We start from the raw sequence: 12,124 nt of genomic DNA on the forward strand, positions 1-12,124 counted from the left end.
CTCAGCGGGCGGCGGCGGTGCGGGTCACCTCGCCCGCCGACTCCTCGCCGAGGGCCACCCGGACCAGCGCCGACGCGAGCCGGCCGAAGTCCGGCGCGGCGACCAGCCCGGCCAACCCGTGCGGATCGGCCGGGAGGCCGAGGCGTCTCGCCCCCGCCAGGGTGCGCCGGTCGGCGTACGGGCGGACGTCCGGCCAGACCGTCTGCGCCTCCCGCAGGAAGATGTCCGCCCCGGTGGGGCCGATCCCGGGGAACTCGGTCAGCCGTCGCCGCAGCGCCGCCGGTTCACCTCCGGTCTCCCGGTGCATCCGCCGCAGGTCGCCGTGCCAGCGGTCCAGGCACAGCCGGGCGCCGGTGCCCAGCATGGTCGCGGTCCGCTCGTCGTAGCGGCGGTAGTGGCCGCGGCCCAGCGCGTCGACCCGGTCCTGCCAGCCCGACGCCTCCATCGCCTGCGGGGTCCGCCAGCCGGCGGCGAACAACTCGCGGGCGGCGGCCACCGCCACCTGGGCCCGGATCCGGGTGCTCAGCAACGTGGTGAGCACCAGCAGTTGGTAGAGCGGGCCGGGCCGGTCGGCCAGCGTGATGCCGGCGTCCTCGGCGTAGGTGCTGCCGTGGCGGGCCAGCAGCGTCCGGGCCACCCGTCGGTCGTCTCCCATCACCCGGTACTACCCGCCCTGACGCCGCTCAGCCCTGCTCCGGCGTGGCGGTCGGCATGCGCACCGTGCTGGCGGGTAACCCGGCGGTGGGCGCGGAGCATCCGCGCCCGTCCACCCGGAAGGAGACACCCGTGACGAACGTGCAGCAGCCCGAGATGCGCCGCGACGGGAAGAACCCGACCGTGCAGGACAGCAAGGTGCCGGGCACGTCCGGTCACCCGGCCAACCGGGGCAGCTCGGCGGGGGACCGGGGCCGCCCGATGCCCCGTGGCCAGGCGTCCCCGTACGGTCCGGGCGGGTCGACCGCCGACGACGACAGCGACCGCCGCTGACCGCGTCGCCGCCCGACCGGGCGGCGACGCACGGACGGCCGGGCCGCCGCCCCGGTTCGCAAGCGGCGGCCCGGCCGCGCCGTCTCACTTCGGGTCGCCGGGTCCGCGTTCGCCCTTGGGCCCGTAGGCCCGGTCACCCCGGACCATGCCGCGCTGGCCCCGGTCCTCCTGGAGGATCCGGTTGGCCACCTGGTTGGCCTCCTGGTCGGACGCGCGTCCCGACTGTTCGATCAGGTCACGCAGCCGCGCCCGTTCCTTGTCGTACGCGTTGCTTCCCGGCCGTGGTCCTGGCATGTCGCCTCCTCGGTGGTCCGCCTGCGGTACCCGCGCCGACTACCCGTCCCCGGCGCGGTCAACCACCGTCGACCGCGCGGTGGCTCACCGGCCTGTCGACGGTGTGCGGTCGGGGGTGCGTACCACCGCCACCGGGCAGGCGCTGCGGTGCAGCACCCCGTGGCCGACCGAGCCGAGCAGCAGCCCGGCCAGTTCACCGTGGCCCCGACCGCCGACGACCACCAGTTGGGCCCGGTGGGACGCCTCGGTGAGGGCGGCGACCGGGCGGGCGTGCACGGGTTCCCGGTCGATCGGCAGGCCGGGGTGCCGTTCGGCGAGCCCGGCGAGGCTTGCGGTGAGCACGTCGTCCTCCTCGTCGCGCAGCCGGGCCTCGTCGTACACCAGGGGTTGGAAGTCCCCGGGGCCGGCGGAGGCCGGATGGGTGTACGCGTGCACGGCCCGCAGCCGGACCCCGCGTGCGGCGGCCTGCGTGGCGGCGAAGTCCACCGCGGCGCGGGAGGCCGTCGACCCGTCGACCCCGACCACCACCGGTCCGTCGTCGGCCGGGGTGCCCCGGGCGACCAGCACCGGGCAGTCGGCGTGGGTGCTGACCTGGATCGCCACCGAGCCGACGACCAGCGCGCCGAACCCGCCGAGGCCCCGGTCGCCGAGCACGATCAGCGCCGCGGAGGGGGAGGTGCCCAGCAGCACCGCCGACGCCTCGCCGTCGATGATCTCCCCGGTCACCCGGAGGCCGGGGTCGACCGTCCGGGCCTGTGTCACCGCCGTCTCGACGAGGTCCTGGGCGGTGCGGCGCAGGCCGCCGCCGGGTGGGTCGCCGGCGACCGGGTCGACGGGTGTGTGCAGCAGTGGCCAGATGAAGCCGTGTACCACCCGCAGCGGCCGGCGCAGGCGGGCCGCCTCGGCCGCGGCCAGCCGGACGGCGCGCAGCGCCGGTTCCGAGCCGTCCACGCCCACCACGATCGCCGCGCCGTCCGTCGGGTCCACCGTGCGCACCTCCCGCCCGGTTCAGTATCGCGGCTGGCGGGGGCCGGGCGGGCCGATACCGGCACCGTGGCCCGCCCGGTGCGGTGCCCCGGGCGGGCCGCTTCGTATGATGCTTGCTCTGTAGCAAGAATTTCGGAGGACAACCATGCCGGACGCGCTCGCAGCGATGTCGCGTGCGCTACGTGAGGCCCCACCCGACCAGGTGGTGGAGGCCGTCGATCGGGCCCTCCGGTCGGAGCTGGCCGCGGTACGGGTCGACGCGTTCCTGGCCGACTACCGGATCAGCGGGCTGTGGTCGGTGCTCGACCCGGAGGTGTCCGCCGGCTCGCTCACCGGTCAGAGCGCCGCGCAACGCTGTTTCAGCGGCCAGCACCCGGTGCGCGACCCGTCCGACGGCGGGCGCTGCCGGGTCTGGGCGCCGCTGACCACCCGGGGGGAGCGGCTGGGGGTGTTCCTGGTCGAGCTGGTGGGCAGCCCGGACCACCCGACGGTGGAGCTGATCGCCGACCTGGCCGTCGACCTGGCCACCACGTTGCGGGCGGCCGACCGGGAGACCGACCGGTACCGGCGGACGCGGCGTCGGGAGCGGCTGAGCATGGCCGCGGAGATGCAGTGGGAACTGCTGCCGGGGCGCAGCGTCACGCACGAGGCGTTCCTGCTGGCCGGGCAGCTCGAACCGGCGTACTCGGTGGGCGGTGACCACTTCGACTGGTCGGTCGACCCGGGGCGGCTCACCCTCACCGTCCTCAACGGTGCCGGCACCGGCCTGGCCGCGGCGATGCTGACCGCGCTCACCGTCAACGCCATCCGCAACGCCCGCCGCTCGGGCGGCGGGTTGGTGGAGCAGGCGGAGCTGGCCTCGGACACGCTGTTCTACCAGCACCGGGGACAGCGGCACGTGGCGACGCTGTTGTTGTCGGTGGACACCGCCACCGGCCGGGCGCGGGCGGTGGACGCCGGTTCGCCGCGGGTGCTGCGGCTGCGGGGGACCACTGTCGAGCGGATCGCCCTGGAGCAGCAGCTGCCGTTGGGCATGTTCGCCGAGACCCGCTACACGGTGCAGGAGTTCGACGTACTGCCCGGCGACCGGCTCTTCGTGGTCAGCGACGGCGTGTACGACGCGCGACCGGGGGGTCAGGAGGCCTACGGTGAGCGGGCGATGGCCCGGTCGATGCGGTCGACTCGGCTGCAACCGGCGACGGAGGCGGTTGGTACGGTGATGCGCGAGCTGTTCGCCTATCATGCCGACACTGATCTACGTGACGACGCCGTCGTCGTGTGCCTGGACTGGTGCGGGCCGGGCGGGCGGCGCGCACGGTGATCGGCCGTCAGCGACTTACGACAGCGGACAATCGCAGGGGACAGCGGGTGGAGCGACCTCCGGATCTTGCTGCGGCGATCGATGCCGCGGCCGAGGCGTTCGTGGGTGTGCTCGATTCGGCCACCTCCCGGCACCAGGTGGCGGTCCCGCCGACCCAGCTGCGGGTGCTCGCGTTGATCCGGGACCGGCCGGAGACGAACGTCAACGGGTTGGCCGAGTTGCTCGACGTGGTGCCCTCCTCGGCCAGCCGGCTCTGTGACCGGCTGGAGGCGACCGGGTTGCTACGCCGCACCCCGGACCCCCGGGACCGGCGGGAGGTGCGGCTGGTGCTCACCGCCGCGGCGGTGACCCTGCTGACCGAGCTGCGGGAACGCCGGCACCGGGCGGTGCAGGCGGTGCTGGACCGGATGCCGCCCCGGGCCCAGCACGAGCTGCTGCTGGCCCTGCTGGCGTTCGGCCAGGCGGCGGCCGCGGGCACGCCCACCGCGCAGCCCGACACCCCGGCCCGCACCGCGTGAGTCGTTCCGACGACCTCCCCTATTGTCCTAGGATGCCTTAGCGGTGGTGACACACCACACACACCGCCGGACCGCCCCGACAAAAGCGCGCCCCACCCGCCCCGCCAGGAGCGCCCGATATAGTGGCTGCCGGCCCGGGGTGTCGAGCGCCCCGGACCGCACCAGGGGGAGGTCCCGGCCCGGGATCACCGAGACACCGGCACCCGCCGGTCCGGTAAGCGCACGGCTGACCGTGGCGCCCACGAGGGCGCCCGGATCGTGCTGCGGGGGGAGGTTCGGTGTCACGTCGGCCGGCTCGGGCAGAGCATCCGCGCGGACCGGGCGGTGACGCCACGGCCGACCGGGTGCTGACGTTGCCGAACCTGATCAGCTTCGTCCGGCTGCTCGGCGTACCCCTGTTCCTCTGGCTGTTCCTGGTCGTGGAGGCGGACGTGGCGGCGATCGTGGTGCTCGCCATCGGCGGCACCTCCGACTGGGTGGACGGCTGGATCGCCCGCCGGCTCGGGCAGGTCAGCCGCCTGGGCGAGCTGCTCGACCCGCTGGCCGACCGGCTCTACATCCTCGCCACGCTGCTCGCCTTCACCGCCCGGGAGGTGGTGCCGTGGCCGTTCACGGCGGCGCTGCTGGCCCGGGAGGCGCTGCTGCTCGGTTCGTTGGCGGTGCTGCGCCGGCACGGCTACGGGCCGCCGCCGGTGCACTACGTCGGCAAGACCGCCACCTTCCTGCTTTTGGCCGCGTTCCCGGTGCTGCTGCTGGCGGCGGCGACCACGTCGGTGACGGCGACGACCGCCGCGGCCATCGGCTGGGGGCTGGCCTGGTGGGGTCTGGTGCTGTACTGGGTGGCCGGCGCGATGTACGTGGTGCAGGCGGCCCGGCTGGTCCGCGCGGCCCGGCGGGGGGCCGCCGCGTGAGCGCGCCGGGGGACGGGTCGAAGCGGCCGGCGCGGTTGTTCACCCCGGACTTCCTCACCGAGTTGTTCCAGAACCCGCTGGACCCGGGTTACGCCGACGCGGCGGCCCGGCGGCGGCAGGACCCGGCGTCGACCGCCGGGTGGCGGGGCGCGTCCGCGCGGGCGGTGGCGGTCGTGGTGGTGGCCGTGGTGGGGTTCCTGTTCGCGGTGGCGTACCGGGAGACGATGGCCGACGAGCCGAGCCGTAGTCAGGCGCGGGCGGCGTTGATCGCGCAGATCAAGCAGCGGGAGGCGGAGACCGACGCGATGACCGCGCGGGCCGCGCGGCTGCGCGAGGAAGTGGGTCGGCAGCGGGACGCGGCGTTGAGTGGTTCGCAGGCGGCCCGGTTGCGCAACCTGGAGGCGGGCACGGGGCTGGGGCGGGTGCGTGGTGACGGGGTGGTGGTGACGTTGGCCGACGCGGCGGCGCAGGACGACGGCGCGGTCAACGGTGACTCGGCGGCGGGTCCGTCGCGGGTGATCTACTCGGATCTGCAGAAGGTCGCCAACGACCTGTGGGCCTCGGGTGCGGAGGCGATCGCGATCAACGGGCAGCGGTTGACGGCGACGTCGACGATCCGGTCGGCGGGGGCGGCGATCCTGGTGGACTTCCGTCCGGTGACCAGCCCGTACGAGGTGTCGGCGATCGGGCCGCGGTCGTTGCGGGACCGGTTCGACGACAGCCGGTCGGCGTATCTGATGCGTCGGGTGGCCCGGGACACCGGGTTGTCGTTCGAGGTGCGTCGGGCCGGGGACCTCACGTTGCCCGCCGCGCCGGAGCCACGGCTACGCTACGCCCAGCCGTCGGTCAGTCCGAGTCCGTCGCCGGCGGGTTCGGGCGCTGTCGGTTCGTCCGGTGCCGGGTCGTCCGGTCCGGGTTCGTCTTCCCGCCCCTCCGGAGGTGTCCGATGATCGCGGTGCTGGCGTTGCTCGCCGGTGTGGTGCTGGGGGTCTATCTCGACCCGACGGTGCCGGCGGCGTTGCAGCCGTACCTGCCGATCGCGGTGGTGGCCGCGTTGGACGCCGTGTTCGGTGGGGTGCGGGCGAAGTTGGACCGGATCTTCGACGACAAGCAGTTCGTGGTGTCGTTCATCTCGAACGTGCTGGTGGCGGGTCTGATCGTGTATCTGGGTGACCAGTTGGGGGTGGGTGGGCAGTTGTCCACTGGTGTGGTGGTCGTGTTGGGGGTGCGGATCTTCGGGAATGTGGCGGCGATCCGTCGGCACCTGTTCCGGGCGTAGGTTGGTGTCGTGAGCGACGAGCATCGGGAGACGGGTACCGGGTGGCCGCAGCCGGTGGAGCCGGTGCGTCCGGTGGGGCCGGCGGGTGAGCCGGATCCGCGGCCGGACGCGCCGGATGCGGACGAGTTGAGTCCGTTGGTGCCGGGGGAACCGTCGCGGGAGCAGCCGTCGGAGTCGGGTGACGACGACGGGGCGACGGTGAACCTGGCGGAGGTGGCGTCGGCTGAGGCCGGGTCCTCGGCGCAGCTGTCGGACAGCCCGTCGGCAGGTCCGGTGGGGCGGAAGGTGTCTCCGGCGGGGGTGATGATCGCGGCGTTGCTGGCGTTGTTGGGGTTCACGTTGGTGGTGCAGTTGAAGACGACCTCGACGGATCCGACGTTGGCGGCGACCCGGCAGGAGGATCTGGTGCGGATCTTCTCGGATCTGGATTCGCGGGAGAAGCGTCTGCAGCAGGACATCGAGGGCCTGGAGGACAGCCAGCGGCAGTTGCGTTCGGGTGAGCAGGGTCGGCAGGCGGCGTTGGAGGAGGCGACGAAGCGGGCCGACGAGTTGGGCATCCTGGCGGGTACGTTGCCGGCGCGGGGGCCGGGGTTGGCGGTGCGGTTCGAGCCGGGTGGCAAGCCGATCCGGGCGGACCGGGTGTTGGACGCGGTGCAGGAGTTGCGGGGTGCGGGTGCGGAGGCGATGCAGATCTCGGGTGGGGATCGGGCGTCGGCGCGGATCATCGCGTCGACGTACTTCCTGGACGGGGCGGGGGACGTGTTGGTGGTGGACGGGCGGCCGTTGACGGGTCCGTACACGATCACGGTGATCGGTGATCCGGAGACGATGCGTACCGCGTTGAACATTCCGGGCGGGGTGGCCGCATCGGTTCGCGGTGACGGCGGTAACGTGAGCGTCGAGGATCGTGAGGTTGCCGAGGTTTCGGCGCTGCACGCGCCGTTGAAGCTGGAACACGCCCGTCCGGTCTCCTGACCGGCGCGGCCGCGCCGGGTGGTCCGGTGCACCGATGGATGAGGGACGCGCTGGTGATTCCTGAGGATCTGCGTTACACCGCCGAGCACGAGTGGGTGGTGGGTGCCGAGGGCGGTAACGTCCGGGTGGGTATCACCCAGTTCGCGCAGGATGCGCTGGGTGACATCGTGTTCGTCCAGTTGCCGGACTCCGGTGTGGTGGTGGAGGCCGGTGAGTCGTTGGGTGAGATCGAGTCGACCAAGAGTGTGTCGGAGATCTACGCGCCGGTGAGCGGGACGGTGGCGGCGCGCAACGAGGCGTTGGCCGACACTCCTGAGGTGATCAATTCTGATCCGTACGGTGCGGGTTGGTTGGTGGAGATCGTGCCGGCGGATCCGGCGGCGGTGGACGGGTTGTTGACCGCTGACGCGTACCGTGAGCTCACTGAGAGCTGAGTGGTGTCGTGCCGGGCGTGGGTGATTCTGCCGCGCGTCCGGTTGCCCTGCATTTCGGCGCTGGCTAGGCTCGCCCAGTCGACCGAGAACCCCAAATTGGTGCAGTGTTGGGTAATTGCCTTCGTTGGGCAGGGGGAGCCAGTCGTCGGGTGATCTTCCCGGGGGCCGTACCCGCCGTTATCCTGTGCTGACCGAAACTGATCCGTGAGGTGGTCCCATGACGCGCCCAGGCGACGAGTTCCCCCCGCTCGACGTCACTTCGACGCTCAATCTCGGTTCGTTGGACGAAGTGCTGGAGGGTCCGGACACCGATGTGGTGCCGAGTCGGATGTCCGGCTCGTTGCCGCCGGGTATGGCGCTGCTGGTGGTTCGTCGGGGCCCGAATGCGGGTGCCCGGTTCCTGTTGGACCATGATGTGACGACGAGTGGCCGGCATCCGGACAGTGACATCTTCCTGGACGATGTGACGGTGTCGCGGCGGCATGCTGAGTTCCATCGGGATGCGGGGACGTTCACGGTGCGGGACGTGGGGAGTCTGAACGGCACCTACGTGAACCGGGAGCGGGTGGAGGCTGCCACGTTGAGCAATGGTGACGAGGTGCAGATCGGTAAGTTCCGGGTGGTGTTCATTGCCGGTCCTCGCCCGGAGGAGGAGGCCGGCCGGGGGTGAACGAGCCTGCGGCCTCCATGCCGTCCGGGTCGGCCCGGTCGCACCCGCTGATGAGTATCGGTGAGGTGTTGGGTCAGCTGCGGGTGGAGTTTCCGGACGTCACGATTTCGAAGTTGCGGTTCCTTGAGGCCGAGGGTCTGGTGGAGCCGCAGCGCACGGCGGCGGGGTACCGGAAGTACAGCTGGGATGATGTGGCCCGGTTGCGGTTCGTGTTGACTGCGCAGCGTGATCAGTATCTGCCGTTGCGGGTGATTCGTGAGCAGTTGGCGCAGTGGGACGGTGGTGAGGAGTCGCCGGGTCGGCAGCGGCCGACGTTGGTGGCGGTGGGTCCCGGTGGTGAGGTGCCGGGCCGGTCGGTGGAGGAGCCTGAGTCGCAGGTGCGGCTCGGGCGGGCCGATCTGGTGGCGCGTAGTGGGATCGCCGAGTCGACGTTGGGTGAGTTGGAGCGGCTCGGGGTGTTGGTGCCGGATCCGCCGGGGTGGTATGACGCTGATGCGTTGATCATCGCGCGGGCGGTGGCGGGTTTGGCGGCGTACGGGTTGGAGCCTCGTCATCTGCGGGGTTACCGGTCGTCGGCGGATCGTGAGGTGGGTTTGTTCGCGCAGTTGGTGGCGCCGTTGGCGCGGCAGTCTGATCCGGCGGCGCGGGCGCGGGCGGCGGAGACGGCGCGGGAGTTGGTGGCGTTGTCGCAGCAGTTGCATGCGGCGTTGGTGCGGGTGGGGTTGCGGTCGACGTTGGGTCGGTGAGGGTCGGGTTGGTGTGTGCGGAAGGTTCTGCCCCGGGAAGCGTGCCGTAGGCTTGCCGGGGTAATCCTTTTCCGGCGTGGTGCGCGGGGCTGGTGCGGTGGGGACGGCCGTGTCGCGGTCCGTGTACCGTGCAGGGACGGGGCGCGGTGCGGTGTAGGTGACAACGACACGGAGGCGGCGGTGCGCGAGCTGAGCGTGGTCGGGGTTCGGGTGGAGCTGCCGAGCAACCAGCCGATCGTCCTGCTCAGGGAGGTCGAGGGCGACCGCTATCTGCCGATCTGGATCGGTGCGGTCGAGGCCACGGCTATTGCTTATGAGCAGCAGGGGGTCAAACCGGCCCGGCCGTTGACGCATGATTTGTTGCGCGACGTGCTGGCGGCGTTGCAGGCGCCGTTGCGGGCGGTGGAGATCACCGAGTTGAAGGAGAACGTCTTCTACGCTGATCTGTTGCTGGGTGACGGGGTGCGGGTGTCGGCCCGGCCGAGTGATTCGATCGCGTTGGCGTTGCGGGTGGGTGCGCCTATTCGTTGTGCGGAGCAGGTCCTCAGTGAGGCGGGGATCGTGATTCCCGACGAGCAGGAGGATGAGGTGGAGAAGTTCCGGGAGTTCCTGGAGCAGGTGCGGCCGGAGGATTTCGCGGGCTGATCGCTGGCGTGGTGGTGGGTGCCGTGGTGGCGGTGCCGGTGGTGTGGTGTGTCGTCGCGCGGCGTGTCGCGGCTGTTTCTCCGTGGTAACCCCTTGGTGCGGCGTTAGGGTTGCCGTGTCGAGGGGTGTGCGTCGGTGGAACCGGCGTGTTGCCGCACTGACGGGGAGGTTGTCGGGATGCACGAGCCGCGGGAGCCTGAGCCAGGTGTGGAGCGGGGCGAGTCGGGGGCGGTGTCGTCGTCGGTGCCGGTGGACGGTGACGGTGCGGTCGGGTACCGGGGTGTGACGGCCTGTCATGCGGCGGGGATCAGTTACCGCCAGTTGGATTACTGGGCGCGGACGACGTTGGTGGTGCCGAGTGTCCGGGACGCGTCGGGTTCGGGGACGTCCCGGTTGTATTCGTTCCGCGATCTGGTGGTGTTGAAGGTCGTGAAGCGGTTGCTGGACGCCGGGGTGTCGTTGCAGAACATCCGTAAGGCGATCGAGGCGTTGCGGTCGCGTGGGGTGGAGGACCTGGCGGGGATCACGCTGATCTCGGATGGGACGACGGTGTACGAGTGCCGGTCTCCGGAGGAGGTGGTGGATCTGTTGCAGGGTGGTCAGGGGGTGTTCGGGATCGCGATCGGTGGGGCGTTCAAGGAGATCCAGGGTTCGTTGTCGCATCTGCCGGCGGAGCCGGCGGTGCCGGGTGGTGGTGAGGTGGTTCCGGCGGTGCAGGAGGGTGTGTCGTCGGGGGTGGTGGGTGACGAGTTGGCGGCGCGGCGGGCGCGGCGTCGGGCGGGTTGATTCAGGTGGTGTGGACGCCGCGGCCGGGTTCCGGTCGCGGCGTCGTCGTGTCCGGGTGGGGTTGGTTGTCGTCTCGATGTGGGGTGTGACCTGGGGTGGTGGCTGTCCTTGGTGGACGTTCCCGGGTGGAGGGCTGTTGTTGACAGGTGTGGTCCGGCGAGGAATCCTGTCCAGGGCGATCACCAGAGACGCCGGCTGGGTCACGGTGAGTGACGGTTGGTGGTGGCGTCGAGCTGATGCGTGGAGCATGGTGCGGGGGTCGCATCCGTGGTCCCGCCGAGGACGGGAAACGAACCGAAGTGCATATCGATCACTACGGCCCGGGTTCCGCGCGGGCCGGCGGTGCTGTCGCCGATCATGCTGCCGGGTTGCGTTGCCCGGTCACCGCCGCGTCGTCTGCCGGGCCGGTGGGCTCCGATGGGGACGTGTTGGCCGAGGCGACGCAGTTCCTGGAGGCGTTGCACGCCGAGCGGCAGTTGCCGGGGTTGGCGGCGCGGTTGGCGGAGGTGCGTGAGGAGGTCGCGTTGACCGGCTCGTACCGGCACACCCGGGAGGAGTTGGTGTACGGGGCGAAGGTGGCGTGGCGGCAGTCGGCGCGGTGTGTGGGGCGGGTGCGGTGGGCGGGGTTGCGGGTGCGGGACCGTCGGCATGTGACGACGGCGGCGGGGATCGCGCAGGAGTTGTCGGCGCATCTGGCGGCGGGGGACAACGGGGGTCGGATCCAGTCGGTGATCACGGTGTTCGCGCCGGACCGGCCGGGGGTGGGGCCGCGGGCGCGGATCTGGAACGACCAGTTGATCAGGTACTGCGGTCATGTGTGTGCCGATGGTGGGGTGTTGGGTGATCCGGCGCAGGTGGCGATGGTGCGGGCGGCCCGCCGGTTGGGGTGGCGGCCGCCGCCGGTGCCGGGTCGGTTCGATCTGTTGCCGTGGGTGATCGAGACGGCGCACGAGTCGCCGTCGGTGTGGGAGGTGCCGCGGGAGTTGGTGCGGGAGGTGGCGTTGAGTCATCCGGACCATGAGTGGTTCGCGGATCTGATGTTGCGTTGGCATGCGCTGCCGGTGATCAGTAACATGCGTCTGCGTATCGGCGGGGTCGACTACAGTTGCGCGCCGTTCAACGGTCACTATCTGGGTGACGAGATCGGGACCCGCAACATGGGCGACCGGGAGCGGTACGACCAGTTGCCGGTGGTGGCGGCGGGGCTGGGGTTGGACACGTCGCGGGAGGACACCCTGTGGCGGGAGCATGCGGCGTTGGTGTTGAACCAGGCGGTGCTGCACTCGTTCCGGGTGGCGGGGGTGCGGGTGTCCGATCCGCACACCGAGTCGGAGTTGTTCATGAAGTTCTGTGCGCAGGAGGAGCGGGCGGGTCGGCCGGTGCACGGTGACTGGTCGTGGTTGAACGGGAGTGTGGGGTGGGCGGCGTTGCATGCGGTGCATCACCGGTACTACGACACCCGCGTCCCGAATCCGAATCTCTGGCAGACTGACCGCGTTTACGATCCGGATGGTGTGGTGGCGATGACGTTGCGTGAGCGTCACGACGTGGCTCGCGCGCAGGAGGACTGA

Annotated in this window: 16 protein-coding genes; 13 read left to right on the forward strand and 3 right to left on the reverse strand. The window is 71.5% G+C overall.

Annotation, left to right across the window (positions count from 1 at the left end; translation table 11 throughout):
• Position 1 precedes the first annotated feature (1 nt).
• A complete protein-coding gene (locus tag JQN84_RS19205) occupies positions 2–655 on the reverse strand; it encodes a hypothetical protein (protein WP_204959769.1) in 654 nt (217 codons plus the stop codon).
• A gap of 131 nt (positions 656–786) precedes the next feature.
• Here JQN84_RS19205 and JQN84_RS19210 point away from each other — a divergent pair, with 131 nt between their 5' ends.
• Positions 787–987 (forward strand): hypothetical protein, encoded by a 201-nt coding sequence (locus JQN84_RS19210; RefSeq protein ID WP_204959770.1) that lies wholly within the window; start codon positions 787–789, stop codon positions 985–987.
• Between the two features lie 84 nt (positions 988–1,071).
• On the opposite strand, the gene JQN84_RS19215 is transcribed toward JQN84_RS19210, so the two are convergent.
• Positions 1,072–1,281 carry a phosphatidylethanolamine-binding protein gene (locus tag JQN84_RS19215; protein ID WP_204959771.1) on the reverse strand — a complete coding sequence of 70 codons (210 nt, stop codon included), beginning with the start codon at positions 1,279–1,281 and terminating at the stop codon, positions 1,072–1,074.
• An 84-nt stretch (positions 1,282–1,365) separates the two neighbouring features.
• Positions 1,366–2,268: a universal stress protein gene (locus JQN84_RS19220; RefSeq protein WP_204959772.1), complete on the reverse strand. Its 903-nt coding sequence runs from the start codon at positions 2,266–2,268 to the stop codon at positions 1,366–1,368.
• A gap of 145 nt (positions 2,269–2,413) precedes the next feature.
• Between JQN84_RS19220 and JQN84_RS19225 the strand changes: the two genes are divergently transcribed.
• From JQN84_RS19225 to JQN84_RS19280, 12 genes are all read left to right on the forward strand, one after another.
• Positions 2,414–3,589, forward strand: coding sequence for a PP2C family protein-serine/threonine phosphatase (locus JQN84_RS19225; RefSeq protein ID WP_204959773.1), 1,176 nt, complete (start codon positions 2,414–2,416; stop codon positions 3,587–3,589).
• A gap of 47 nt (positions 3,590–3,636) precedes the next feature.
• The gene (locus tag JQN84_RS19230) at positions 3,637–4,107 is read left to right on the forward strand and encodes a MarR family winged helix-turn-helix transcriptional regulator (RefSeq protein ID WP_204959774.1); all 471 of its coding nucleotides are present in this window, start codon (positions 3,637–3,639) and stop codon (positions 4,105–4,107) included.
• A gap of 278 nt (positions 4,108–4,385) precedes the next feature.
• Positions 4,386–5,018, forward strand: a complete 633-nt coding sequence (gene clsA, locus JQN84_RS19235) for a cardiolipin synthase ClsA (protein WP_204959775.1) — start codon at positions 4,386–4,388, stop codon at positions 5,016–5,018.
• Entirely contained in the window at positions 5,015–5,968 is a 954-nt protein-coding gene (locus JQN84_RS19240) for a DUF881 domain-containing protein (RefSeq protein ID WP_204959776.1), read from the forward strand. The genes clsA and JQN84_RS19240 overlap by 4 nt, the downstream gene beginning before the upstream one ends.
• Positions 5,965–6,297 carry a small basic family protein gene (locus JQN84_RS19245; RefSeq protein ID WP_007071104.1) on the forward strand — a complete coding sequence of 111 codons (333 nt, stop codon included), beginning with the start codon at positions 5,965–5,967 and terminating at the stop codon, positions 6,295–6,297. The genes JQN84_RS19240 and JQN84_RS19245 overlap by 4 nt, the downstream gene beginning before the upstream one ends.
• A 9-nt stretch (positions 6,298–6,306) precedes the next feature.
• Complete coding sequence (locus JQN84_RS19250) at positions 6,307–7,272, forward strand: DUF881 domain-containing protein (RefSeq protein ID WP_204959777.1); 966 nt, start codon at positions 6,307–6,309, stop codon at positions 7,270–7,272.
• Positions 7,273–7,325: 53 nt separating this feature from the next.
• On the forward strand, positions 7,326–7,706 hold the full coding sequence (gene gcvH, locus JQN84_RS19255) for a glycine cleavage system protein GcvH (protein WP_204959778.1): 381 nt from the start codon (positions 7,326–7,328) through the stop codon (positions 7,704–7,706).
• Between the two features lie 217 nt (positions 7,707–7,923).
• Positions 7,924–8,376, forward strand: coding sequence for an oxoglutarate dehydrogenase inhibitor Odhl (odhI, locus tag JQN84_RS19260; protein ID WP_145919984.1), 453 nt, complete (start codon positions 7,924–7,926; stop codon positions 8,374–8,376).
• Between the two features lie 50 nt (positions 8,377–8,426).
• Positions 8,427–9,122 carry a transcriptional regulator FtsR gene (ftsR, locus tag JQN84_RS19265; RefSeq protein WP_204960313.1) on the forward strand — a complete coding sequence of 232 codons (696 nt, stop codon included), beginning with the start codon at positions 8,427–8,429 and terminating at the stop codon, positions 9,120–9,122.
• A 180-nt stretch (positions 9,123–9,302) separates the two neighbouring features.
• A complete protein-coding gene (locus JQN84_RS19270; protein ID WP_088647333.1) occupies positions 9,303–9,767 on the forward strand; it encodes a bifunctional nuclease family protein in 465 nt (154 codons plus the stop codon).
• 177 nt (positions 9,768–9,944) lie between these two features.
• Positions 9,945–10,553 carry a MerR family transcriptional regulator gene (locus JQN84_RS19275; protein ID WP_204959779.1) on the forward strand — a complete coding sequence of 203 codons (609 nt, stop codon included), beginning with the start codon at positions 9,945–9,947 and terminating at the stop codon, positions 10,551–10,553.
• 368 nt (positions 10,554–10,921) lie between these two features.
• Positions 10,922–12,124 carry a nitric oxide synthase oxygenase gene (locus tag JQN84_RS19280; protein WP_204960314.1) on the forward strand — a complete coding sequence of 401 codons (1,203 nt, stop codon included), beginning with the start codon at positions 10,922–10,924 and terminating at the stop codon, positions 12,122–12,124.

The sequence above is a fragment of the Micromonospora humidisoli genome (genome assembly GCF_016900955.1).
Lineage (GTDB): Bacteria > Actinomycetota > Actinomycetes > Mycobacteriales > Micromonosporaceae > Micromonospora > Micromonospora wenchangensis.